This is a genomic window from Geothermobacter ehrlichii (assembly GCF_008124615.1).
Taxonomy (GTDB): domain Bacteria; phylum Desulfobacterota; class Desulfuromonadia; order Desulfuromonadales; family Geothermobacteraceae; genus Geothermobacter; species Geothermobacter ehrlichii.
On the sequence record NZ_VNIB01000005.1, the window covers coordinates 180,920 to 206,821 of the forward strand.

The following is a 25,902-nucleotide window of genomic DNA, read 5'->3' on the forward strand; positions in this document are numbered from 1 at the left end:
TTTGCCCATATTTCAGTGAGTTAGTCAATTCATTGATTGTTGTTCCGTTGTCGGTCCGGAGGGGATGGTCTGGAGTGTCATGCGGTTGCGATACGGGTCTGACATCCTGCTCCTGTTTTTTTTCTGCAGTCTGCTGGCTGCCTGCGGTGGTGGCGGCGGTGCGGATTCCTCCTTCGGTTCGCCATCGGCCGATACCCTGACGGTCGCCGGTTATGTCGAGGACGGCGCCGTCAGTGGTGCCCGGGTTAGCCTGATCGACCCGGCCAGCGGTGAAGTCGTGCGCCGGTGTTGGGCGAGCGGCCAGGGACGATGTGAAGCGATCACCGACGATTTGGGGCATTTCAGGATCGATCTGGCGCAAGATGCCGATCCCTCGTCCTGGATCCTGGTGGCCGCCGGCGGCCGGGATAGTGACACAGGCATCAGTTTCACGGAAGTCTCCCTCGATCTATCCGCCCCTGCCGGGGCCTATTCTTCCCTTTCGCATGTCGTCATTTCCCCGCTGACCACCTTGCTGGCCAGGCGCGTCAGCAGCGGTCAGCCGCTCGACCGGGCCCTGTCCGCCGTTGCCGCCTGGGCGGGGCTGGCCGAGGTGAACGATCTTCTCGTCAGGCCGACGGACGTTCCAGGGATTCTGCAGCGCAACCTGGTGCTGATGGCCGCGGCCATGCATCTTTACTGGCGGGGAGAAACGGCGCCCTGGGATACTCTGGCGGCGAACGTCGGTTCAGCCCCGTCGCTGTTCGACAGCAGCGGACGGGTGAATGCCGGGGAGCTGACCGCCGGACTCGGCTTTTCGGCCGATGAAGCGCTTGCCCTGGCGGGTCTGGCCGGTGATCTGGCAGCGGCCGCCGGAAGCGATCAGGCCTTCGGCCTCTTCAACCGCTACCTGCTGGGGCGTATGCTCGGACGGGAGCTGGACGATCTTGTGCAGACGGTCGATCCCGCCTTCGATATCGCGGATGCCCGTTACCTGGCCAACAGGGAAGCGCTGTTCGATCAGCTGGTGCTGCAGGGCGGCCGCGTTCCTCTGTGGGACCTGATTCCCCAGCGCCTGCTGCAGCATGTTCTGTACGGGTACGGGCTGAACGATCCCGGTGCGTTTCTGCAGGCCGATCCCGCCCAGTTTGTCGCCGGCCTGGTCCGCGCCGACGCAGGTGGCGCCTACACTCCGGCCGATGATCCGCGCATCGGAGCCATTCTGACCGGCCAGCCGCGTTTCGCCGTTCGTCTGCCCCTGTCTGCCGACCGGATGTTGCCGGCCGGTGACAACATGGCCCGGGTCGCCTATTACTACAATTCGGACCTGTCGCATCTCTACCGGGCCGATGCCCTGGCGCAGGCGGTCCTCGACGATCAGCTCAACGATGAACTGATGATCGAACTGATCAGGGGGGTCGCCCGCAGCGGTCTGGTGCGCGGCTGGGTTGCCGACTCTTTGCTTCCCTACGATCCCTGGCGGATGATCGACAGCCGGATCTTCAATCCGGTCAATCGTGCCCTGGCCCGCATCGAACTGGCCGAAGGAGCGGCCCGCTGGGGATTCTCCGCCGACGCTCTCGATGCCCTGGCGCAGGCGGAGCAGGAGTTGCGCGGTGTGCTGGCGGCCAAGGGAACGGCTTTTTTCAATGCCGATGATGCCGCCAATTTCCGGCTGCTGGCGCAGGGTTACCTGCGTGCCGGGGACTTTGCCTCGGCGCTGGCGGTGTTGCGGTATCTGCATCTGGACATCGCCGTGCCCGTCGGCACCTATCTAGCCTACGCCAACGCTTTTTCCGCCGGCATGGGTATCGCCGACGAGCTGCTGGCCGCAGGCGATTCGGTCGGAGCCCTGACGGTGATCGACGAGCTGCGGCAGATAGCGGTCGACACGCCGACGGAAACCATCGCCGGCAGCGAAAGCTACAAGAACCGGGTTTTTCACATGGTGGAGGCGGCGCGCCGCTACGCCCTGGCCGGCAGCGGTCAGGACGCTCTCGATCTCTATTACGGCGCCGGCATGATCGCCGATCTGCGCAGCAACGACGGTCTGCCCGCCAACAGAACCGGTTCGCGAACCAGAATCTATATGGATGACATGGCGGTAGCGCTCTATCTGGCGGGCGACAAGGCGGGGGCGCTGGCGCTGCTCGACACCCTGAGCGGGCTGTCGCGCTCCTGGGGCTACAAGCAGCTGGCGGCTGAAGTGGCGGTGGCCGAGTCGGTCACCGGCGGGCTGCTGCCGGCCCACGACACGGAACCGCCGCCAACCGGGATGACGGCTCTTGATCTGGTCTTCTACCGGGTACCGACCGATCTTTTCAACCCGACGCCGCTCGAAACCCAGGTCGAGGCCCTGACCTATTACGTCGCCAACAGGCAGAAGCCCTATCTCGGCCTGCGCCTGATCGAGGAGTCGCTCGATGCCGACGCCGTGACCGCCCTGCAGCTGGCCACCGATCTGGTCCGGCAGATCGACGTCAACCTGGCCAAGAAGGTTGGCACCAAGACGCTCGGATCGGCCAAGATCGATTTCGGTCTGGCCAAGATCGCCGATCTCTATGTCGATCTCGGCATGAATACCGAGGCGAGGCAGCTGCTGGTCGAGGCGGAGCAGGCGCTGTCTGCCATGACCGACCCGACCCTGGTCGCCATGTCACTGGCCAGCCTCGGTGACGTCTACCTGCGTCTGGGAGACGCGGTGGCCGCCCGCGACCTGCTGGCCCGGGCCGGTCAGGGACTCTCCCTCGATGCCTACGATACCCTGATCGACGCCATGCTGCGTGCCGGCGCTGCCGGCATCGACCAGCAACTCGACGCCTACTGGCAGCTGGCCTGGGATCTCTACCCGTCGGCCGCTGCCGACAGCGATCTTTTTTCCATCGCCAGACATCTGTTGCAGGGGGCACGCTATGCCCGTGCCACGGGCCGGCAGGCCCTGGCACTCGACCTTCTTGACCGGACCCTCCAGGTTGTTCAGAGTGTCAGCGACCCGCGGGACCGTCTGGACAAGCTGATCGACTGGGCCGCCGCACATGCCGAAATCGATACCTATGACGGTGCCCTCGACGCGGTGCGCCGGGTGGAAGAAGAAGGATTCCGGGTCGGTCGCAACAGGGCGCTGCTGGCGATTGGCAGGGTCTATGCCGGACGCAGTGACCTGGACCGGCCCGATCTGGCGGTGTCGGACATGGATGCCGACGGAGCGCCCGATTTCTTTCATCCCCTGATGTCGCCGGGTGAAATCGACGCTTCCGGCCTGACGCTCGATGACGACATGGACGGTGACGGTCTGTCCGATGACCAGGACCCCAGACCGATGTTCTTCGATTCCGGTTTCTGAACAGGAGGGCGGATTCTTTCCGCAAGAGATCTTTTGTCCCACAGCAACCTGCTGCGCATCCTTTCAGCTTTTTTCGGACTGCTGGCAATTTGCCTGCCTTCGGCCGCGGTCGCCGCAGATCGGGAAGAAACGGTTCTGCCGCCGGTAACCATCGTCGATCGTCTCGACATTTCGGCGGGGGGCGTTTCCCTGTTGCGGCGCCCAGTGCTCGACCGGCTGCCTGCCGGCAACGGGACCCTGACCGAGATGCTGGACGTTCTGCCGGATGTCCAGTTCAGCGAATCCTTTCGCAGCGGCAGGACCGGGGGAGAGATTCTGCCGCCTGACATCTCCATTTCCGGCGGCAAGGTCTTTCAGAACGCCTTTACCCTCGACGGCATCGACAATGCCGGCATTCTCGATCCCATGGCACGCAACCCCAACAGTCTGACCGACGTGCCGGGACACCCGCAACAGCTCTTTGTCGACGCCGCCCTGGTCGACGAGATCGCCGTCTACGACAGCAACATCCCGGCCCGCTTCGGCGGCTTTACCGGCGGCGTGGTCGACGCCCGTTTGAGAATGCCGGGGCAAACGCCTTCGGCCCGGCTCTCCTGGCGCCATACCCGCGACGACTGGGCCCGCTTTCACCTGGCCGGCGAGGAGCATTTCGATTTCTTCCATTCCAGCAGTGCCTCCAGACAGCCACGTTTTCGCAAGGATTTTTTCGGTGCCGGGTTCGATCTTCCGGTTGGGGCCAAGACGGGACTTCTGTTCGAGGCCCGCGTCGCCCGTTCCGAGATTCCGCTGTTCCATCTCGACCGGCAGGAGATTCAGCGGCGCAGCAGCGTCAATTTTCTGGCTCGCGTCACCCGGGAATCCGGGACCGACGATCTTTATGACATCAGTCTGCTCTATGCCCCCTACCGGGCGAGCCATTTTCTGACCGATGTCGAAAACAGCGCATTTTCCGTCAGCCGGGGCGGTTTCCGCCTCGCCGGCGGTTATCATCATTTTCGTGACGACGGTGAAAGCCATCTGCAGCTCTTTTTTCGCGGCAGCGAAAACCAGCGCTCCGCCCCGGCGCATTTCCGCAACTGGCTGGCCAGCGCCAGCAAGCCCTGGGGAAGTGTCGTCGAGTCCGATTACAGCCGGGAAGGTGGATTCGGGGACGTCGAACAGGGGCAGCAGAGTATCGGCCTGAACTGGGATGTCACCTACGAGCCGCCGTCACGCGGCCGCCTGGTACAGGAGTTCGGTGCCGGTCTGCAGTGGCAGGTCCACCGGGGAACCTACGACCGGTCCGAGACCAGTTTCATCTTCAAGGATGCCGTTCTGGCCCCGGATGTCATCTGCACCGACGATCTGCTCGGCTGTATCGAGGAAGAGCAGTATTTCTCGCGGCGTGACATCCTGCGGGCCAATTCGGAAGCCGTGCATATGCAGGAGCTGGCCTTCTATGTCGACGACAGTCTGACCCTGGACCGGTTGCAGGTGCGTCCCGGCCTGCGGCTGTCCTGGAACAGCTATCTGCAGAACCTGGATCTGGCGCCCCGACTGGCTGCCAGCTGGGATCTGAGAGGAGACCGGACGACGATGCTGACCCTGGGGGTCAATCGCTATTACGGCAGGAGTTTTCTTGCCTTCAAGCTGCGAGAGGCCCGGTTGCCGGTCATCAGCCAGTACCGGCCCAAGCGCAACAGCGCCGTCGGTTCCGGCAGCGTCGATCCCGGCGCCGTCGTCGATCCGGCCGATCCGGGGCTGTGGGAACTCTACCCGGCGGGGCTGCAGAGTGTGGCGCGTTTTTCCGATCTGGATACGCCCTACAGCGACGAGATCGTTTTCGGTCTGGATCAGGAACTGTACGGCGGCCGACTGAGCATGAAGCTGGTGCAGCGCCAGGGCCGGGACGAGTTCGCCCGCCAGTTCGGACCGGTACTGGACGATGGCCTGCGTTACTACACCATGAACAACCGGGGCCGCAGCCGTCACCGCAGCCTTCGCCTGAGCTGGGAACGGTCCTGGCGGAAACAGTACCTGATGCTGAGCTGGGTCTGGCAGGAGAACCTGACCAGCAACGAGACCTACGACGTTCTGCTCGATGACGAGGAGATCGAACCCCGCGTATGGTACCGGGGACGGATCGTCTATCGCAGCGAGCTTCCCCGCACCGATTACAGCCGGCCGCATGTCGTCCGGCTGCTGCACATGATGGCCCTGCCCGGGGGAATGCACCTGACAACGCGTGCCCAGTACCTGGCGGCCTATCGCAGTCTGGAGAACACCTATCGGGAGGTGCCGGTTCCGGGCAGCCTGCAGCGGTTCGACGCCATCAAGGGAGAATTTGTCCAGGAGTCCCTTTTCGTTTATGATGAGGTGCGGCACGAACAGGCCGTGCAGGTCGATCTGAGACTCGCCTGGAATGGACGGTTGGCCGGCTTGCCCGCAGTCGATTGCCATCTCGACATTCTCAACCTGTTTGACAGCACTATCGAATCGGGGACGACGCCCGGAGACTATCGGCTGGGGCGGCAGTTCTGGGTCGGGTTCGATCTGCGCTTCTGACCGTTTTCCGGAGGGGGGGACCCGGTGCTCAGGGACGCACCCATACGACAAAAGCTGACTCTGCTGATGGTCGCCATCAGCCTGGTGGTGCTGCTCCTGGTCACCGGAGCGGTTATCCTGCTCGAGGTCTACGCCTACCGGCAGAGCATGGTCGCCAAGATCGAGGCCATGGTCAGGGTGGTGGCACAGCACTCCATTCCCGACCTGCTGCTCAAGCGCAGGGCGGAGATTCGCGATGTACTGGAGGCATTTTCCGCCGACCCCCAGATCCGGGCTGTCTTTATTTACCGCAAGGGTGTCCCCTTCGCTTCCTACATGAAGTCGAATGCCCGTTTCCGGGATCGGGAAACCGGCCTGCCATACAGCCCCTGCACGCTTCTCGATACGATCGCGCAGGCTGAAACGCCGCGATATCACTTCACGACCACGCACCTCGGTTTTGTCATTCCCGTGCGTTACCAGAACAGGATTCTTGGTCACATCTACCTGCAGTCCGGGCTCGAGGAACTGAACAGTCGCCTGTTGCAGTATGGCGTGGTCATGCTCGTACTGTTTTTCTTCTCCATCCTCTGCTCGTTTTTCCTCGCCCGCCGCTTTCAGGGACTGGTTACCGATCCCATTTACCGGTTGTACGACGCGATGAAGAAAGTCTCCGAGTCGGGGGATTTTTCGACCCGGGTCGAGGCGCTGAGCCGGGACGAAATCGGCTCGCTGGTCGAGAGCTTCAACCAGATGCTCGAACAGCTGCAGATCCGTGACCGGCAGCTCGAGGATTACCGGCGCAACCTCGAGGCTCAGGTCGCGGCCCGCACCAGGGAACTGGAAGATACCATTGTCAAGTTGCAGGAGGCGCGCGACCGGGCCGAGGCGGCGAACCAGGCCAAGTCGCAGTTTCTGGCCAACATGAGCCACGAAATCCGCACCCCGATGATCGGGGTACTGGGAATGACCGAACTGCTGTTCAATTCGGGCCTGAACGAAAAACAGCGACAACTGGCGCAGACGGTTTTCAATTCCGGCGAGGCCCTGCTCGAAATTCTCAACGATCTTCTCGATCTGTCGCGCATCGAGGCGGGAAAACTCGAACTGGTGGAACAGGATTTCGATCTGCGGGAAGTTGCCGAGGAAGTTGTCGGTCTGATGGCGGAAAACGCGGCCGCCAAGGGATTGCAGCTCAGGTGCGAGATTGCGCCCGGCATGCCGGTCGACGTGAAGGGGGATGGGGGGCGTCTGCGACAGATTCTGCTCAACCTGGTCGGCAATGCCATCAAGTTTACCGATGAGGGTGAAGTCCGCCTGCACATCGACCTGATCGAACAGGATGCGCGAACCTGCTGTTACCGGATCGAGGTCGCCGATACCGGGATCGGTATCGCGCCCGACGTCCAGGACAGGATCTTCGAGAGCTTTGTTCAGGCCGAGGAAACTCTGACGCGAAGGTTCGGCGGCACCGGTCTGGGGTTGGCCATCGTCCGCCAGCTGGTCGACATGATGGGGGGGCGTATCCATCTTGACAGCACGCCCGGGATCGGTTCGCGTTTCACTCTGGAATTGCGGTTTGTCCGGCAGGAAAAGGGTTGGAACGACGGCCGCTGGGCCGCACTTGCCGGCCGCAGGGTTCTGCTGGTGAGCGACGACGAACAGACCGGTACGACGCAGGCCAAGCTGCGGCAGCTCGGACTTGAGGTGAATGTCGCCGGCAGCGGACCCCGCGCCTTGGCCATTTTGCGCCGATCGGTAGCTGAAGGTTCTTCCTGTCAGCTGGCGATGGTCGACAGTGACATGGCCGGACTCGGCGGCTGGAAGCTGGTCGAGGCCATGGCCGGCGATCCGGCCATCCCTGCAATCCCGGTCATCATGCTCTGTTCGCCTGACGAATCGAGCATCGAAGCACGCCATGTCGACGGTGTGAGGGTCGAGTGGCTCTACAAGCCGGTACGCAAGACCCTGCTCGGCGAGGCGTTGCTCCGCCTGCTCGGTCATGAAGAGGGCTCGGGAGAGGACTGCAGCAGCTCAGCGTCGTCTGTGCCTGAGGGGTGCTGCATTCTGCTGGTGGAGGACAATGCAACGACTCGCGATTACGTCAGGGGACTGCTGCAGCCGCAGCCTGGACAGCTTGTCATGGCCCACAACGGGCGGGAAGCGGTCGACCTGGCTGCCGGGCAGGACTTCGACCTGATTCTGATGGACTGCCAGATGCCGATCATGGACGGTTTCGAAGCCGCCCGGCGTCTGCGGAGCATGGGATACGGGGGGCCGATTGTCGCTCTGACTGCCCGTGGATTCCGGGAGGATGTCGAGGCCTGCCTGGCGGCCGGAATGAACGCCCATGTCTGCAAGCCTTTCCGACGCGAGGAACTGCTGAAAGTACTGGAAACCTGGCTGCCGGCTTCACCGATGTCGTGCAGAGAGGGGGGAGATCGTGCGTAGCGGACTGGTCCTGCTGATGTTTACAGTCGTTGCCGGCATTTTCGCCCTGTTCTCCCGGGTGGGTGATGGGCATGAGCTGCTCTCTCTCGATCTGCTCGATGTCCGCTCCGCCGAGACGACAGGCGACGGCCGGCTGCTGTTGCAGGTGCGCGGCACCGGATTGGGGGGAGATACGCAGTTCAGCCTGGTCAGGGCTTTCGGCAATCCGAGACTGGTACGTGGCAGACTGCAGCTGTTCCATACAGTCGAAGGCATGGCGGCGCGGAACGACCATCTTTTCCTGGCCGGCAACAGGGACGGACTGGTCGTCTGCGACATCAGCCGGCCCGACCGGCCAGAGGTTGTCGGAAGTCTTCGCCTGCCGGGCCGGGTCTGGAGGGTTCATCTGTGGGGGGATCTGGTTCTGGCCCTGACCATCAAGCACGGACTGCATCTGGTCGATGTCGCCGATCCGCTGCAGCCACGGCTGGTGCGAACCCTTTCCCTGCCCGGTTATCTCTACGACATTACCGCCAATGAGCATTTTGCCTATGTTGCCGCTTTCCGAGAAGGGGTGCATGTGCTGCGGCTGGATGGCGACACCGGCGTGCAACTGGTGGGGACGGTCCCGAGCCGCGACCGGGCGCGGGGACTGGCCCTGTCGCGTGACCTTCTGGTCGTGGCCGACAGCAGTCGCGGACTGAGCGTCTTTCGTGGTGCCGAATCCGGAATGCTGCAGCTGACCGGCAAGGTCGAGCTTCCCGACGTGGTGCAGCAGCTTCTTTTTCTCGGGGAGGGGCGGCTTGTCGCTCGTGGACATAAACATCTGTTTGTTGTCGACCTGCAGGCCGGGCAGGATCCGCGGGTACATATCTACCGGAACCAGGTCAATTCGGGAGGAGGACTTGTCGTACTGGACAAGACACTCTTCTGGGGAGGACAGAAAGGGCTTTTTTCCGCCCGAATCGATGTTGAAGGTCGTCTGATCGACCCCGGCATGGTTGTTCTTTCGCACGGAGTTCGGAGCATGTTCCCGGCTGCCGGACGGCTTTATGTCGCCGATCAGGGGAAGGGGCTGGAGGTTTTCGATCCGCAGGTCAGCATGCGTCTGACCGACCAGGGCATTTTTCGGCCCGGCAGCCGGAGCAGGGACATGGTGGTGCACAACGGACGCATCTACCTGACCGGCTACGACTTCGATCTGCAGATTGTCGAACCGGATGACAGGGGCCGTTTCAGGTCGCTCGGCAAGATGGTCGAGCGCTGGCAGGTCTTTGCGGCCGCCGCCCGTGAACGTCATGTCTATCTCGGTACGGGCGACAGGGCGTTGGTGATACTCGAAGCCGACGGTGAACTGAGTGTGAAAAGGCGTTTGACATTGCCCGGAAAACCGATTGCGATGGCGGTTGCCGGTGACTATCTGCTGGTGGCGGCGTCCGAGGCCGGTCTGCTCTGTTTCGATCTGTCCGATCCGGATGCGCCGGTCATGAAAGGGGCGTTGCCGGTTCTTTACAGTGCCGTTTCCCTGGCGCTCGACGGTACGCGCGTCTTTCTGGCCGACATGAACGGAGGAGTTCATCTGGTACGGATCGGGCAGGGCGGGGAGCTGACCGAGCAGCGGCGGGTCGAGGTCTACAGGGGGGCCTACGATCTCGCCTTTGCCGGGGGACGTCTCTACGTGGTGAACGGCCGTGGGAAGGTCCGCGTCTTTGCCGTCGATCGTCGGGGGGAGCTGCATTCCCGGGGAGAGTTGCAGCTGCCCGGTCTGGCTGAAGAGGTTGAGGGCGATGCCACGCAACTGTTGGTTCGTGGCCGCACCAACCGTCTCTACCGCTATCATCTTTACGGGCAGGGCGATGAACGGCTTCCGGTCGATCCGCTTCTGCTGGCCAAGGATGCCGTGTCGGTCCGTCTGCAGCAGCAGAAGCTGATCGTTGTCAGAAGCGGCGGCCGGATCGCCATCTATTCCTCGGCCGCGGTCGACCGACCCAAGCTGACCGCCGAGCTGGAAGACCCCGACCTGGGCAGCGAGGCTCTGCTGGTCGGTGACAATGTTCTCGTCTACGACCAGAAGCACTATGTGGCTTTCTGGCCACTGGCCCGACGCAACCTGTCGGGGCTGGTTTTGGGCGGGCGTGGCAAAACCATCGATGCCGAGGGGGACCTGGTGGTGATCGGCAGCCTGGACAGTCTGCGGGTCATCGACGCCGTCGATCCACGTCAGCCGGTCGAGCTGGCGAGGTTGTCACTGGGAGGTTCGGTGGTATCTGTCCGGCTGCTCCAGGGGCTGTGCTATGCCTATGTCCGCAACCAGGGGGTCGTCATTGTCGATTTGCGACGGCCGGACAGGCCGAAAAGCCGTGGCCGGATTGCCATAGAAGACCCCTTCGGCTGGGTTGATGTCGACGGAAACCGGGCCGTGGTTGCTACCAAGAACAGCGGATTCTACAGTGTCGATGTTCGTGATCCGGATCGGCCGATTGTGCTCGACCATCTCGTTCTGCCGGTACCGCTGAACCGGTTCAGCCAGGTGGTCGACGCCGTCAGGGGAGGTTCCTATGTCTATGCCGCCGACCACAGCAACGGCTTGCTCGTCTTGCGGGAATCCGGCGCGGGGAAACTGAAAATCGTCAACAGTTTTCAGACCGGCGGCATTCCCTATTCGCTTTTTCTGCGGCAAGGGAAGCTCTACCTGGCGGATTGGAAAAAAAGCATTTTTGTCTTTTCGGTCGACAACCCCCGACAGCCGGTATTGCTGGCACATTACCCGGGAACCTCCGGCTGCCGCAGAGTCTGGGTCGGATCCGGTAAAATTCTGGTTCTGGACGACCAGATGCAGGCGCTCTACTACCTGCCGGAGCATGTTCCCGGCCGGATCCGACAGGTTTCGCCGGCGTTGGCGACACTGAGTTTTACGCTGCCGCGGCAGTCCGGGCAGTACCAACTTTTCGCCTCTGGTTCCCGGGGGCAGGATGCCCTGCCCGTAATCGAGGTTTTCACCGACGGACGGGTCCGGTTGCCGGAATTCTGAAGGATGCCAGGGAGTCTCATGAACGATCAGCATTACACCCTGCTGTTGGTCGATGACAATCCGACCAATCTCGCCCTGCTTCAGGAACTGATCCAGCAGAATCTGCCCCAGTGCACGGTCATGGTGGCGAGCCATGGCCTCGACGCCTTGGAACTTGCCCGGCACACGCCACCTGACGGGGCACTGATCGACATGCAGATGCCGGGTATGGATGGCATCGAGGTCTGCCGGCGTCTCAAGGCGGAGCCGAGAACGGCCCATGTGGCGGTCATTCTGATCACCGCCCACCAGTCGACCCCAGAACTGCGGGCCGAGGGGCTGGATGCCGGCGCCCAGGATTTCATCTCCCAACCGATCCGAAATGTCGAACTGCTGGCCCGGATCAGGTCGCTGTTGCGGATCCGTCATGTTGAAAGGCAACTGCGCCAGGCCAATGTCGGACTGCAGCACCAGGTGGTGCGCAAGACTGCCGCCCTGCGCTGGGTGACCGGTCTGATCAGTGTTGCCGAAAGCGATACCGCCATATCGGCGGCCGACACCCTCAGGCAGCTTGGACAGCTGCTCAGTGATGACGGTGATCTCGATCTGACCCAGTTTGACGGCCAGCTGTTCGCCCGGTTCCCCGACAACCTGCGGCGGACCCTGCTCAAGATCGGTCTGCTCGATTCGGTTCCCGCCGGGCTGGCGGAAAAACTGTCCGAAATCGAGGATGTCAGGGCTGCCCTCGATTACCTGGTGCGGCACAATTATTTTGTCGATTACCAGCCTGCTCGCGATATCTATGTGCTGCACGAACATTTCAGGGACTATCTGAAAGGCCGGGCATCGCGGGAACTCGGAAGCGATATCGTCCGGGAGGTGATGCTGGCGACGGCAGACTGGTACCTGGCCCACGACCAGACCGCTCACGGACTCGGATTTCTTCTTCAGGCCGGTGATTTCGAAAGCGCCGAAAGGATCTGTTCACAGTCCGCTCCCCAAATCTACGCCAGTGGCGGCATCCGCGAGATTCAGCCGCAGGGCGCGGTCCTTGCGCGGGTTGATCACGGCCGCTATCCCTGGCTTGGCTGTCTTCATGGACTGCTGCTTTACGAAACCATGCCGAGTTCGGCAAGGGAATCCTTTGAATCGGCCCGGAAGGTCTTTCTGGAGAGGGGCGATCTCGCGGGGCTGGTCTATGCCGGAGGCATGCTGATCAGAATCTGCTGCCTGGCCGATGGCGATTTTGCCGCCTGCCGGGACATTTTAGCCGAGACGGCAGGGCGGTTTTCGGATCTCGACCTGACCGGGCAGCAGCACATCCGCATCCAGGTCAGTTTTTCCCTGGCCCTCGGGGCACTGCTGCTCGATGGCGATTTTCAGAAAGCCGACATTCTTCAGACCATCGCCATCGAAACCGCCCAGGACTATGCATGGCCGGAATACCTTGTTCTGGGCCGAATCGGTCGCGGGCTATTGCAATTCTACCGGGGGAGCTGGCGGTCCGCACTGCGGGAGCTGGAACTTGCCGCCGGACATGCCAGAAACGACGAAGTCAACCTGTCGACCCGGTTGCTGGGGCACAATGTCATGGCCATGCTGCTCGAGGGGATGGGAGAGGTCCTTGGCAGCCGGCGGCAGAGAGCCCTGGTACGCGGCTTGAGGGGAGGCCACTGTTTCGAGCAGAGCCTGATTCAGCCGCAGATGATCCTGCTCGATGTCCAGAGCGAGCTGGCGCACGGTCACTACGAGCAGGCACTGGAGATGACCGACGCCGCCCTGGTGCTGCCGAGTGCCGGCAGCCCGCACATGAAGAGTCAGCTGCTGCAGTTCCGCTCCCTGCTTTCGGCCCTGACCGGGCGTGTTGAGATCGCCAGGGCCGATGCCCAGAAAGCCGCGAGTTTGCGTGACGAGGCGGGTGGCCCCATCTATCGGGCCAGAATGGAGATCTGTCTTGCCTGGTCGGCCTGTGCTACCGGAGACTGGGAACTTGCGCTCGAGTGGGCGGAACGGGGAATCGAAGACGCCGAACAGCAGGAGAACAGCTTTCTGCTCTGCACCGGCTGGGCCGTTCGCGGCCTGGTGCTGCATCAGCTCGGCAGATCCTCAAGGGCAGTCGAGGATTTCCGTAACTGTCTCGAATTGATGGAAAGGGGGGCGTTCAGGAATCTCTACGGCTGGAACCCCCACCTGATGACCCAGCTGTTTTCGACCATGCTGCGGCTCGGGGTCAAATCCGAAACGCCCGTCAGCCTGAGCCGCGCCAGACTCTATGTCAGCTATGCGGAGAAGGGGCGTCCTCTTCCCACCCTGCGTTTCCGTATCCTGGGTGATTTTTCCGTTGCCGTCGGGGGGAGGACCATCCACCTGCGGGACGGTCTGACAACGTCGCTGCGCCAGCTCCTCGGTCTGTTGCTGGTGAGCCCCGGTTTGCAGCTGGAACTGGATGAAATCCAGCATCAGTTCTGGCCCGATTCATCCGCCGACCAGGCTCGGTCACGCTTCGACTCGCTACTGACCCGCCTGCGCAAGTCCCTCGAAGAGCTGATGCCGGAGGTCGGCATCAAGGACTATCTGCACCTGCGCAAGGGGGTGGTGCGGCTCGACCACTGCTGGGTCGATGCCAGGGAATTCGAGCTGCTCGTTCGTGACGGCATCCGGCACGCGCGTCGCATGGAGCATCTGATGGCTGACCAGCTTTTCCGCCGGGCTCACAGGTTGTGGCAAGGCGAGGTGAGCATCAGTCTGCCCAACGATGACGGCAGGGAATATTATCGCCAGGATCTGCTGCTGCTCTATTTCGAAAGCGCCATTGCCTGGATGGATTTGCTGCTGGCAGGCCGCAACTGGGACGAGGTTGTCGAGGTCGGGCAGCGCGCCCTGCAGTTCGATCCGATCAATGACCACGTGGTCAGGAGGCTCTATCTAGCCGGTCTTCTTTCCGGCCGGTCTCACCGGGCCAGGCAGGTGCTTCGCGCCTATGAGAAAGCCCTGATGACCGACGGTTATGCCCGGGAGGAAGTCCTGGAGATCATTGACGTTCTGGTCGAAAACTGCCGGCAGCAGGTGAACCAGGCCTGATCCCGGACGCAACGAGTCACTCGGGGGAAAAATCGAGGAACTGTTCGAAAGACCCCCGTACCGAGCTGATGGGAAGAGCGAAGATTGCTCCCTGCCGGGTACCGTCTTCCTGTTTGTGGAAAATGATGCCGACCACCTCGCCGCGGTTGTTGACCAGCGGGCCGCCCGCGCTGCCGTCCGGTACGGTCGCCTCGATGCGGATCAGGGGTTGCCCGCGCCAGTTTTCCAGTTTTTCGATTCTGGTCGGGGTGATGGAAAGACCGACATCGAGGGGATAACCGATGGCGATCACCTCATCTCCGGCCTCGAGGCTGGCGGAGTCGCCGAGGCGGGCGGTACCGCGGACCGGACCGTCGATGGCGAGGACCGCCAGGTCGAGCTCGGGATAGCGTTGCACCACCCGGGCTCTTTGTGGTTGGCCGCCATGGCCCTGGACGGTGATCCGCGTGGTCTTGTCGACCACGTGCAGGCTGGTGAGGGCAAAACCGCGACGGGAGATGGCAAAGCCGCTGCCGATTGAACGCTCGGTGCGAACCTTGAGAATCGACGGACTGATCAGCCGCACCAGATCCTGCAGGTTGAGCGGTTTGCCGGCCAGTTCCTTACGCCGTTTCTTGCCGCTGCGGACAGGAGGTTTTACCGGCGTGGCGGCGATCTCCGGTTCGGGTGGCAGTCCCGGAGTGCCGATGACGTCGGATGGGGCCCGCCTCAGATCCTCGGCCGCCTTGCGCCACGAGCGGGAGACCAGTTCGGTCGGCAGTTCCGCCAGGATCTTGCGCCTGATGTCTTCGATGGCGTTTCGGGTCAGATGGGTGATCCATTCGAGCTCCTGGGTCATGTCCATGGCGTCGTAGAAATCGCCCGACATCTTTCCCTGCGAGCTGAAATTTTCCTGTACCAGCCGCAAACGGCGTCCTTCACGGGTGAAGTAGAAGGCGGTGACTGTCGCCTCGGTCCGGGTTTCGTAGGTGAACAGAGGTGCCGAGGAGAGCAGCAGGCAGGTCATGCCGGACAGACAGGCGGCTGCGGGACTGCTTTTGGTCAGGCCGTAGCGGGAGCGGATGTCGACCGTGATCAGAAAGGTTTCCGGTCGCCCTTTCTCGCGGAACTCGGCCTGGTCCTCGAGCCGGTACCCCGAAACCACCCGCAGCCTCCCGCGAAAGGTCGTTTTTTCCAGTCCTTCCGCCAGGGCCTCGCCGAGGTCACGCGCCTGGTTGGTGAAAAAGCGGTCGAGCGAGATCCGGTGCGAGGTTTCCCAGAGGTTTGATTCGTAGAGGATGGGATCGATGCTGACGGCGATATACCCGCTGCGGTTCAGCTTGACATCGGCCAGGGCCGTGGATGCCGACAGACAGAAAAGGAGTGTGGTCAGGAAGAGCCGCAAAAGGTCACATCGGATTCCGTCGTCCATAAATCCTCCACCTCCATAACATCGGATGACCGGCCTGTAGCCTGTAGCGTGTAGCCGGGGAAGATTCCGACTCCGGTCACATTGCGAACGCCCTGTCGCATCCGCCCTTTTCTATTCGGGCAGATAGACCTGATCGAGCAGACGCTGCAGACGGTCGCGCCCCTCCTGGAGCCGGGTTCTGTCCGGAAGCTGGTTGCAGCCGGCTTCGACGGTCTGCAATGCTTCATGAATGGCAACAAACCTTTCCCGGTAGTGCAGCTTCAGCTCCTCGACCAGCCGGATCAGGTTGGTGATCTCGTGAAAATGGCTTTCGGGAATGGGAGGCGTGTCGAACCGCCCCCGGGCCATGGCGTTGAGGGTCGCGCACATGCGGCTGAAATGCCGGTTGAGCCGGTTGACAATGATCGACGAGACCAGCAGCACCAGTGCCAGAATGCCGACGATGGCGTACATGTTGGTCCGGACCAGCAGGTCGAACATGAAATCACCGGTGCGTTCGATGTTCAGATGCGACGAATAGAGGTGAACCTCCAGGGCCTGCCGCATCTTGATGGAGAGAATCCAGGTCACCAGTGCGGCTAGGCCGATCAGGGTGATGGCGTAGGAAAGAATGAATTTGCCCTGGAATTCCTTCTTGATGAAGAAATTTCTCCGCCGCCAGGGGTAGGGGTTGGTCATGGCCTGTCCTCCTATTTAAGATGGCACTCGTAGCAGAGCGCACTGCGCTTGTTGTCAAAGACCAGCATGACTTTCTCGTGCGAAAAGGGGTTGTGGCACGAGGCGCAGCCGACCTTCCCTTCGTAGAGGGAAATCATCGGTGACAGATCGTCGATCGGCCGCAGTTCCCGGTTGGATGCCGCCGCCTTGGCGTAGTCCATGCCGATGGGATGGCTGAAGTTCATCCCCTGGAAGGTCAGGTTGTGCTGGTCGGCAATGGTGTAATTGGCGGCCGGGCCGACGCTTCCCTCGTGGCATTCAAGACAGTCGAGAGAGACCTGGTCGAGAGCCTGGTCCAGGGTTTCCTTGGTCGGTGGTGTCCAACTCTTGGTGTGAGCGATGCGCGTGGCCGACAGATGTTTTTTCGGGTCGCGGAAAAGGTCCTTGTGACACGATTGGCAGAAAGCCTTTCCGCGGAGGGCTGTCTTCAGCATGTAGGGATTGCCTTCGGCATCTTCGTCATGCGGGTTGTGACAGGTGGCGCAGGTGATGCGCCCCTGCCAGTCGAGGGTATAGACTTTCGGCAGCTTCATGCTCGGCGCCACCTCGGAGGGATGCGAGCTGCCTTCGACGATCTGGTGGCAGGTCTTGCATAGGTAGTCGATATCCTGAACGAAAATGCCGGGCTGTCCCTTCTGGGGCGCGACCAGGTGGCAGAGTTCGCATTTGCCGGTGAAGTCATGCTTGCCCCGGCCGGTGCTGAAGCCGGTCAGGGAAAGGGAACCGACGAGAACGAGGATGGCGAGCGGAGCCAGCAGCTTTTTCATCGTTCCCCCTCCCGGAAAGCCGGATGGAATTCCCCCATGCTCTCCCTGACCCGTCGCAGATGCTGGCGGATGATGTCGGGGTCGGGGTTTTCCTTTTTCATTTCTTCGTCGATGGTTTTTCTCAGCTCGGCGATACCGCCGTACATCAGACGCATCGATTCGATGAAATCGTTCAGCGCATGAACCATCGGTTTGAGCTGGTCGTTCCGGCGGGTACGGACATCGAAACGCAGATCATCCTTCAGGATGCTGGTCAGAGACAGCTCATAGCGGTAGACCGGGCCGGCGATCTTGTGGGAGACGAAGAGGTGGATGGCGACCGTCATCAGGAAGATGAGCACCAGCTGGGCACAGAAGGACCAGATCAGATGCTCGGGCAGAGTCGCCTCGAACTGACTCAGGGTGACCAGGGACTCGAAATAGCCGTCCCCCAGTCCCTGGTCGAGGCAGTAGAAGAAGACCAGGCTGGTGACAATGGAGGAGAACACCATTGCCAGGCTGTACTTGAACTGGAACTTCAGGGTGAAGACCGGTTCGATCGGTTTGTCGTTTTTCACTGTTGCCTCCTTGCCTGACACACCAGTTTTACGCTGCAAGATTCGAACGTCGGCGGGGCTACTGCTTCATATCGACCGGCAGGTGGAAAAGTTTATGGGAAAATGATCTGCCGCAATGGTGGACAGTCGGGGAGCGCTAGATTCGGGAACCCGGCGTGCAAGCCGACGTTGCAACCGTGTCAGTGGGGCCGGGCGCGACCTCGGGCAATCATTGGTGCTCCTTTGCCGAAGGCTGGAGCCACTGCTGAACGTTGCCGACCGGCGCACTCTCGTATGGCTTGGGAACGTCATTATTCCCATTGAAAATTTCCATCATTAAAAAGGCTCATGCATATATCGACAGCCGTTGGGTCGTAGATGGCACCACGCCCCCTTTTCAGTTCTTCCATTGCCGCATGAATTCCCAGGGCCGGTCGGTAGGGACGGTGTGAGAGAATGGCTTCCGTTACATCGGCGACCGCAATGACTCTTGCCTCGAAGCTGATTTGGTCTTGCTTCAGGCCGTGTGGATAACCTGAGCCGTTCAAGCGTTCATGATGTTGAAGTATGATTTCTTTGATCGGATATTTACAGCTGACATTCTCTACTATTTCATGGCCAACGTTAGGGTGGGTTTTGATGATGGAAAATTCAGCGCCAGTCAAAGGGCCGGGTCGGTTCAAGATTTCGGAAGGAATGTATATTTTTCCGATGTCATGAATCAACCCGCTCAAGTAGAGTCCTTCAATGCGGTTATCGCTCCACGATAACTGCTCGGCGATGGCTGCTGCCAGTTTTGCCACACGCTTTTGATGCCCGCCTGTATAGGGGTCACGTTTTTCCAAGGTGAGAGCGATTGCTTCGACAAGCTGGGTGAGAGTTGCTGCCAGTTCAACCTGTAGTCGGTTTTTTTTGTCAATTGTTCTTAGGTTTTCTACGCCATAGGCTATGTCTTTTGCCAATTCCTCGAGCAACTCTATTTCCTGTCGATCAAATGCGTGTGCTTCATCTGAATAGATGTTCAATGTGCATAAAATACAGTATTCAATTTTACATGGTATCGAAATTGAAGATCTGTATCCATGGCGCACTGCGTTGTCACGCCATTGCTCATAGGCCGGATTGTCGTGAATGTCGTTGTTGATTTGTACTTTACCGGTGCGAATGGCAGTGTCTGTCGGTCCGTTACTGTACCTGTCGTCTTTCCAGTGCACGGCCAAAGCATCCAAATATTCTTTATCGAGTCCTTTGCAGGCAATCGGAACAACATTTTTATCCTGATCGTCTTTGGGAATGCCGATCCATGCCAGCTTGTATTTATCGTCATCGACAACAATCCGGCAAATATTGTTGTAGATTTCATCTTCCGTTTTTGATGTTACCAGTACGCCATGGCACTTGATAACCGTTGACAGCACCCGGGTCAGTCGGCTTACGTCCTTTTTCAAGGAACGTTTGCTTTCAGCAACCATTTTTTATACCGTTTCAGACAAACCGGACCGCAGGCCGCAGGTGAAACTTGCCGGGCAATGCCCTCAGGCCGGCGGTCCAGGAGAAAAAGATGAAAATAGTTCTTTGATCAATTCCATGTGCCGAACAATCTTAGGGAATTGTAACCTGGCAAACTAATTTTAACCTGACAAGTCCAATTTGCAAGCGGGCTCGTGTCGGCTTAGCACTGTCATTTCGTGATCTATTGGTTCAAAATGGCGGAAGATGTTCGTTGGTCGACAGGAGAGGCGAACTGACTCTGTTGTGAACGGAACCGATTGACAAGAGGCCAATCTGAGATAGACAGATAGGATAAACCTCGACCACGGGAGGAAGAATATGCAAAAAGTGATCATGGCTGCGTTTCTGGCGATTTTTGGTTTGGCGCTGGCCGGATGCACGGCACAGCTGTCTCAGGCGGACAGGGAGCTGCTCAACCAGGCCCTGACATCGGGCAACCAGGCGGCGGCGTCTGCATCCCGGGCAGAGGCGGCGGCCTCCCGGGCGGATGCGGCTGCGGGCAAGGCGGAAGCCGCGGCGGCACGCGCGGAGACGGCGGCCTCCCGGGCAGAAGCGGCGGCTTCACGTGCACAGGACGCTGCAACCGCCGCCGGCAAAAGCGCGGCGGACGCCCAAAAGGCCTTCGAGATGTCGCTCAGGAAATAGGGCTTTGCGACCCGGCCGGACAACCCGGCCGGGTCGCGATATGGAAGGTTGTCGAGACGACCGGACGCAAGTCGGTCGACATCTCGAGATGCGAAAGTCCCTTCAGTCCAATCCCTGCAGGAGGGCGGGGGGATCTTGCCGGGCAAGGTATCGCGGGCCGCCGGCCATCAGGCCGGCGGCTTTTTCCGTCGAAAGTGGTTGGTGCTGCCGCCCGGGGGCAATGCTTTCATCATTCAGTTGAACTCTCGGCCAAGGATGCGGAGCGGCATTCCGGGACGGACATGCCTGGCGAGGTCACGAATGTCCCGCGGGTAGAGCCGCAGGCAGCCGTGACTGACTCTCCTTCCCACTCCGAAAGGGCGGTTGGTGCCGTGCAGGCCGATGCCCGGAGCGGTGGTGCCGATCCAGTAATCGCCCAGCGGGTTGTCCGGTCCGGGCGGGACGGCCGCCGGCAGTCCTTCTTCGGCGCGTAGAGCCGGCGGCGGAAACCAGGTCGGTCTTTCAATAACCGTCGTCACCGCGAATCGGCCAGTGGGGGTCGCGAAACCCTCGCGGCCGATGCCGATCGGATACCAGCGGATGCGTCGCCGGTTTCCCTCCCACCACAGCAACCAGACTCGCATTGCCGCCAGGTCGACGGTCAGCCCCTCCTCGATGCCCGGCGGCACCGGTACCGCCAGGGGGAGGATGATCTCCCGGCCCAGGGGCGGATGCCAGGGGGCGACGCCGGGGTTGGCGCGCCTCAGGTTGCTGAAGCCGATGCCCGCCCGCCAGGCGATTTCCATCAGCGTTTCGCCGGGGGCGGGAAGGTAGGAGCGTTGTTTGCCAATGACCGGCGGCAGACCGGATGTCACGTCCGAAAGCCCGGCGTTTCTCGGATGCCAGGCCCGGACGGTGGCGGGCGACAGGGCCGGCAGCAGGGCAAGCAGCAGAAGGCAGATGTTTTTTTTCATGCCCGACAGTATAGCGTCATTTTCCGCGGCCGGCTTGACACGGCCGGCGTCAAGGTGCTAAAAGGGCGCGTTTCCTGCAGACAATCGCCTGAATCCGGACCTGTTACCGGCGAACGGTGCAGGTCCGCTGCCCGGCGGATTCAGGTCCAACAGAATCAAGAACGGAGGCCAGTTTCCATGGAAAGAACCTTTGCCATCATCAAGCCCGATGCCTTTGCCGCCGGTCATGCCGGCAAGATTCTCGAGCGGATCTACGCCGAAGGTTTCAAGGTCGTCGGCCTGAAGAAGCTGTTTCTGAGCAAGGCCGAGGCCGAAGGATTCTACTATGTCCACAAGGACCGCCCCTTCTTCGGCGAGCTGACCGACTTCATGAGCAGTGGCCCCTGCATCGTCATGGTGCTCGAGGCCGAGAATGCCATCAAGAAATGGCGCGATCTGATGGGGGCCACCAATCCGGCCGAGGCTGCCGAAGGCACCCTGCGTCGCGAGTTCGGCACCTCCATCGGCGAAAACGCCACCCACGGCAGTGACGCTCCGGAGACGGCCGCGTTCGAAATTTCCTATTTCTTCAGCGGCATGGAGTTGCTCTGAAACCTTTGCTCCCGGTCGGTCCGGGTTGCGTTTTGGGGGCCTTGCGGATAGAATCCGCAAGGCCTTTTTGCTCGCTGCCGTTGCAGAAACATCGACCATCAACCCGGTGGCCTCATGCCTGTGACTGACCTGAAAAATCTCTCTCCGGACGAACTGGTCGCCTTTTGCGCCGGGCTGGGCGAGAAGCCGTTTCGCGCCAGGCAGCTTTTGCGCTGGATCTATCAGCGGGATGTCTCCGATTTTTCGGCTATGACCGACCTGTCGAAGGATCTGCGCACCAGGCTGGCGGCAGTGGCAACGGTTTCCGATTTCGCGCCGGTGAGCGTCCAGACCAGTCGTGACGGAACCCGCAAGTATCTCTTTCGGCTGGCCGACGGCGAAACGGTGGAGAGCGTGCGGATTCCGATGGACGAAGGGCGGACCACCCTCTGCATCTCCTGCCAGGTCGGCTGTGCCATGGGCTGTTCCTTCTGCCTGACCGGCACCTTCGGCCTGACCCGCAACCTGACGCCGGCGGAGATCGTCAACCAAGTCTGCGCCGCCCGAAGGGACGGGCCGGTGAACAACATCGTCTTCATGGGCATGGGCGAGCCGCTGCACAACCTGGACAACGTGATTCGTGCCCTGCAGATTCTCTATGCCGGCGAAGGGCTCAACTACGGACCGCGCCGGGTGACCCTGTCGACATCCGGCCTGGTGCCGGAAATGCTCGAACTCGGTCGCCGGGTCAGGGTCGGACTGGCGGTCTCTCTCAACGCCACCACCGACGAGGTGCGCGACCGGCTGATGCCGGTCAACCGGCGCTATCCGCTCGCCGTGCTGCTCGAGGCCTGCCGGAATTACCCGCTGCAGCCGCGGGAGCGGATCACCTTCGAATACATCCTGATCCGCGGAGTGAATGACACTCTGGCCGACGCCCGCAGGCTGGTGCGGCTGATGCACGGCGTGCGAGCGAAAATCAATCTCATCGCCTATAATGAACATTCCGGTTCCGATTTCCGTACCTCGTGTCCGGAGGACGTCGACGCCTTTCAGACCTTTCTGCTCGACCACGGGCTGGTGGCCGTCAGGCGGGCCAGCAAGGGGCGGGACATTCTCGCCGCCTGCGGCCAGCTCAAGGCGGAACTCGACCGGAGCAGGGAAACCAACCGGGATTGATCCTGAACAGTGAACAGTGGAGGTTGTCATGAGTGAACCTGTGATCGGAGTTGTCGGCGGCAGCGGCCTGTACGAAATGGAGGGACTGAAGGATGTCTGCGAGGAGCGGGTGGAGACCCCCTTCGGCGAGCCTTCCGACCTGCTGGTGACCGGTCGGTTGGGGGATGCCAGGCTGGTCTTTCTTCCCCGGCACGGGCGCGGGCACCGGCTGCTGCCGAGCGAAGTCAACTATCGGGCCAACATCTACGCCCTGAAAAAGCTGGGCGTCGAACAGGTCATCTCCGTTTCAGCCGTCGGCAGCATGAAGGAGGAGATCGTTCCCGGTCATATCGTCATTCCCGACCAGTTCTTTGACCGCACGGCCGGTCGGCGGGATTCGACCTTCTTCGGCGAGGGCGTGGTCGGTCACGTGCAGTTCGCCGACCCCGTCTGCCTGCGCCTGGCCGGCCTGCTCGCCACGGCCGCCCGCCAGGTCGGCGCCGTGGTCCACGAGGGCGGCACCTACATCTGCATGGAGGGCCCGCAGTTCTCGACCCGCGCCGAATCCCGCATCTACCGCAGCTGGGGGGTCGACATCATCGGCATGACCAATGTCTCCGAGGCGAAGCTGGCCCGCGAAGCCGAGCTCTGCTACGCCACCATCGCCCTGGCGACCGATTACGACTGCTGGCACGAGGGGCACGACGATGTCTCCGTCGAGGCGGTTGTGGCCCTGATCAAGAAGAACGTCGCCCTGGCCAAACGGATCATCGCCGCCGCCGTCGAGCTGCTGACGACACAGCGTTCCTGCGGCTGCGGTTCGGCCCTGGCCTACGCCATCATGACCGATCGCAAGTTGATCCCGCCGGTGACCCGGGAGAAGCTGGATCTGATCATCGGAAAATACCTGTAATCGGCGATCCGCCCTGTCGTTCGCAACTCCTTTCTTGCGGGGAGGGGGACAAGCATGTATACATGGCAGCAGGGCCGGCCAGGCCGGCCCTGTCCATGGGGAGCGTGAAATGAGCATTCTCGTCGTCGGTTCCGTGGCTTTTGATTCGGTGCAGACCCCTTTCGGCAAGGTCGAGGAGGTTCTCGGCGGCTCGGGCACCTACTTTTCGACCGCGGCCAGTTTCTTCGCCGATGTCAGTCTCGTCGCCGTGGTGGGCGAGGATTTTCCGCGGGAGCATCTCGATTTTCTCGCCGGGCGCAACGTCAATCTCGACGGACTGCAGATCCGGCCGGGGCGGACCTTCCGCTGGAAGGGGGAATATGGTTTCGACCTGAACGAAGCCCATACCCTGGATACCCAGCTCAATGTTTTCGAACGGTTTGCCCCCGAGCTTCCAGAACATTACCGGGATGCCGAATATGTCTTCCTCGGCAATATCGATCCCGAGCTGCAGCTGAAGGTGCTGGATCAGGTCCGCCGGCCCCGGCTCGTCGCCTGCGATACCATGAATTTCTGGATCGAGGGCAAGCGTGAGGCTCTGCTGAAGACCCTGGAGCGGGTCGACATGCTGCTGATCAACGAAGCCGAAGCGCGGCAGCTTGCCGGCGAACCGAACCTGGTTCGGGCTGCGAGGGAGATTCTCGCCATGGGACCGAAAACCCTGATCGTCAAACGGGGCGAGTACGGCGCCCTGATGTTCAGCGAGCACAGCATCTTCGCTGCTCCGGCCTATCCGCTGGAATCGGTTTTCGATCCGACCGGGGCGGGGGATGCCTTTGCCGGCGGTTTTCTCGGCTACCTGGCGGCCAACCGCAACCACGACGAGGGCTGCCTGCGGCAGGCGATCGTTTTCGGTTCGGTCATGGCCTCCTTCGTGGTCGAAAACTTCAGTCTCGACCGCATGCGGGAACTGGACTGTGCCGAGATCGAGGAGCGTTTTCGCCGTTTCAAGCTGTTGACCGAGTTCGCGGGGATAGGCTGACCGATGTTCAGACAGGATCCGAACAGAACGCGCCTGGGAATCCCGGCCCAACAGGTATTGCGGCTTGAGGAATCGATCAGCGACGCCCAGGTCAGCGTGCCCGGATATCCTTCGCAGATGGCCCGGGCCTATCTCTGCGTCTTCCAGACAGGTTCCGGGTTGCGTGTCACCGTGGTACTGCACCTGCTGACGTCCAATCGCCTGGTCTTCTTTCTCAATTCAGGAGGCCCGCTCGGCAAGGACGATGCCTGTCGGGTGCTGGGGGAGGGGATGCAGTTCGCCGAGTCCCTCGGTTTCATGCTCGGCAATCTCGATTTCCATCGCCTGTCACCGGCCGAGCGCCAGGAGTTGTGGAATTCTCTGCCGCTGGAGAAAGGGCTGGCCGCCGCTTCGCCGTCACGGCCGGCATCCGCCGCAGAACGGGAGAACGGGCCGTCCGTCGAAGAGCCGCCGGCCCTTCGCACAGAATGGACGGTAGAAGAGATGCAGCTCAAACGGCGCCGGTTCATCGAAAATCTCGGCCGTCTTCTGGCCATGCTCTGAGGAGGTTCCCTTGTTTCGACGGAAGGCTCTGCTGCTTCTTCTCTTTCTGCTCGCAGCCTGTGTGCCGGTCAACGACACCGCCGACGGCCTCGACCCCGAGGTGCATGTCAAGCTCGGGCTCTCCTATCTGCAGGAAGGGGACGCGACCAGGGCCCTGAAGGAGTTCCTGCAGGCGGTCGAAGGGGCTCCGCGCAACGCCGAGGCGCAGGCCGGTCTGGCTCAGGTCTATCATCTGAAAAAGGCGTTCGAGCTGGCCGAAAAACACTATCTCGAGGCGATCGCCCTGAGCGGAAACAATCCCGAATACCACAACAATCTCGGTGCACTCTACCTCGACATGAAGCGTTGGGACGACGCCATCCGGCATTTCCGCCTGGCGGCGGAGAATCTGCTGTTCGACCGGCCGGCCCTGGCGCGTACCGGCATGGCAGTTGCGCAGCTCAAGAAGGGGGACAATTTCGGAGCTATCGAAAGCTGCAAGGCGGCCCTGCTCGACGACTACCAGTTGCCGCAGGCCCATTTCTTTCTGGGCGAGGCCTACCAGGCTCTCGGCCGTCTCGACGAGGCGATCGCCTCCTATCGTCAGGCCCTGAACCTGGCGCCCAACTACCTGCTTGCCCACTATCAGCTGGGGATGGCCTACCTGAAGCAGAAGAAGAACGATCTGGTCCGCCCCGAGTTCGAAAAGGTGATTGAACTGGCGCCCCAGTCGGAACAGGCGCGGCTGTCGCGCGAATACCTGAAACTGCTCGACTGACGCCGTCGCCCGGTAACAATTTAAATCTCCCAT

Annotated in this window: 18 protein-coding genes; 12 read left to right on the top strand and 6 right to left on the bottom strand. The window is 61.3% G+C overall.

All coding sequences use genetic code 11. The features are described 5' to 3' along the window. The first annotated feature begins 85 nt into the window (after positions 1–85). Genes EDC39_RS07365 through EDC39_RS07385 form a run of 5 tightly spaced genes read left to right on the top strand, consistent with a single transcriptional unit; the run spans position 86 to position 14,366 of the window. On the top strand, positions 86–3,322 hold the full coding sequence (locus tag EDC39_RS07365) for a hypothetical protein (RefSeq protein ID WP_148895733.1): 3,237 nt from the start codon (positions 86–88) through the stop codon (positions 3,320–3,322). A gap of 33 nt (positions 3,323–3,355) precedes the next feature. After that, positions 3,356–5,866, top strand: coding sequence for a TonB-dependent receptor (locus tag EDC39_RS07370; protein WP_148895734.1), 2,511 nt, complete (start codon positions 3,356–3,358; stop codon positions 5,864–5,866). Between the two features lie 24 nt (positions 5,867–5,890). Then, positions 5,891–8,296 (top strand): response regulator, encoded by a 2,406-nt coding sequence (locus EDC39_RS07375; RefSeq protein WP_148895735.1) that lies wholly within the window; start codon positions 5,891–5,893, stop codon positions 8,294–8,296. Then, positions 8,289–11,306 carry an LVIVD repeat-containing protein gene (locus EDC39_RS07380; RefSeq protein ID WP_148895736.1) on the top strand — a complete coding sequence of 1,006 codons (3,018 nt, stop codon included), beginning with the start codon at positions 8,289–8,291 and terminating at the stop codon, positions 11,304–11,306. The genes EDC39_RS07375 and EDC39_RS07380 overlap by 8 nt, the downstream gene beginning before the upstream one ends. Positions 11,307–11,324: 18 nt before the next feature. Further along, positions 11,325–14,366, top strand: coding sequence for a response regulator (locus EDC39_RS07385; RefSeq protein WP_187426696.1), 3,042 nt, complete (start codon positions 11,325–11,327; stop codon positions 14,364–14,366). A gap of 16 nt (positions 14,367–14,382) precedes the next feature. Here the strand turns inward: EDC39_RS07385 and EDC39_RS07390 are convergent, their stop codons facing one another. From EDC39_RS07390 to EDC39_RS07410, 5 genes are all read right to left on the bottom strand, one after another. After that, on the bottom strand, positions 14,383–15,777 hold the full coding sequence (locus EDC39_RS07390) for a S1C family serine protease (protein WP_148895738.1): 1,395 nt from the start codon (positions 15,775–15,777) through the stop codon (positions 14,383–14,385). A 111-nt stretch (positions 15,778–15,888) separates the two neighbouring features. After that, positions 15,889–16,455 (bottom strand): hypothetical protein, encoded by a 567-nt coding sequence (locus tag EDC39_RS07395; RefSeq protein ID WP_148895739.1) that lies wholly within the window; start codon positions 16,453–16,455, stop codon positions 15,889–15,891. Between the two features lie 11 nt (positions 16,456–16,466). Continuing rightward, a complete protein-coding gene (locus tag EDC39_RS07400; protein WP_148895784.1) occupies positions 16,467–17,261 on the bottom strand; it encodes a cytochrome c3 family protein in 795 nt (264 codons plus the stop codon). Then, the gene (locus EDC39_RS07405) at positions 17,258–17,818 is read right to left on the bottom strand and encodes a methyl-accepting chemotaxis protein (RefSeq protein ID WP_148895740.1); all 561 of its coding nucleotides are present in this window, start codon (positions 17,816–17,818) and stop codon (positions 17,258–17,260) included. The genes EDC39_RS07400 and EDC39_RS07405 overlap by 4 nt, the downstream gene beginning before the upstream one ends. 290 nt (positions 17,819–18,108) lie before the next feature. Then, positions 18,109–19,269 carry an HD domain-containing phosphohydrolase gene (locus tag EDC39_RS07410; RefSeq protein ID WP_148895741.1) on the bottom strand — a complete coding sequence of 387 codons (1,161 nt, stop codon included), beginning with the start codon at positions 19,267–19,269 and terminating at the stop codon, positions 18,109–18,111. 358 nt (positions 19,270–19,627) lie between these two features. On the opposite strand from EDC39_RS07410, the gene EDC39_RS15715 reads away from it, so the two are divergent. Beyond that, entirely contained in the window at positions 19,628–19,954 is a 327-nt protein-coding gene (locus tag EDC39_RS15715; RefSeq protein ID WP_148895742.1) for a hypothetical protein, read from the top strand. Between the two features lie 233 nt (positions 19,955–20,187). On the opposite strand, the gene EDC39_RS07420 is transcribed toward EDC39_RS15715, so the two are convergent. Next, positions 20,188–20,907, bottom strand: coding sequence for a L,D-transpeptidase family protein (locus tag EDC39_RS07420; RefSeq protein ID WP_148895743.1), 720 nt, complete (start codon positions 20,905–20,907; stop codon positions 20,188–20,190). 177 nt (positions 20,908–21,084) lie between these two features. Here EDC39_RS07420 and ndk point away from each other — a divergent pair, with 177 nt between their 5' ends. The 6 genes from ndk (at position 21,085) to EDC39_RS07450 (ending at position 25,869) form a co-directional block, all read left to right on the top strand. Continuing rightward, a complete protein-coding gene (gene ndk, locus EDC39_RS07425; protein WP_148895744.1) occupies positions 21,085–21,498 on the top strand; it encodes a nucleoside-diphosphate kinase in 414 nt (137 codons plus the stop codon). Positions 21,499–21,612: 114 nt separating this feature from the next. After that, entirely contained in the window at positions 21,613–22,656 is a 1,044-nt protein-coding gene (rlmN, locus tag EDC39_RS07430) for a 23S rRNA (adenine(2503)-C(2))-methyltransferase RlmN (protein WP_148895745.1), read from the top strand. Between the two features lie 28 nt (positions 22,657–22,684). Then, complete coding sequence (gene mtnP / locus EDC39_RS07435) at positions 22,685–23,548, top strand: S-methyl-5'-thioadenosine phosphorylase (protein ID WP_148895746.1); 864 nt, start codon at positions 22,685–22,687, stop codon at positions 23,546–23,548. Positions 23,549–23,657: 109 nt separating this feature from the next. Then, positions 23,658–24,569: a PfkB family carbohydrate kinase gene (locus EDC39_RS07440; protein WP_148895747.1), complete on the top strand. Its 912-nt coding sequence runs from the start codon at positions 23,658–23,660 to the stop codon at positions 24,567–24,569. A 3-nt stretch (positions 24,570–24,572) separates the two neighbouring features. After that, a complete protein-coding gene (locus EDC39_RS07445) occupies positions 24,573–25,112 on the top strand; it encodes a hypothetical protein (protein ID WP_148895748.1) in 540 nt (179 codons plus the stop codon). A gap of 10 nt (positions 25,113–25,122) precedes the next feature. Continuing rightward, positions 25,123–25,869, top strand: a complete 747-nt coding sequence (locus EDC39_RS07450) for a tetratricopeptide repeat protein (protein WP_148895749.1) — start codon at positions 25,123–25,125, stop codon at positions 25,867–25,869. The last annotated feature ends 33 nt before the right edge of the window (positions 25,870–25,902 follow it).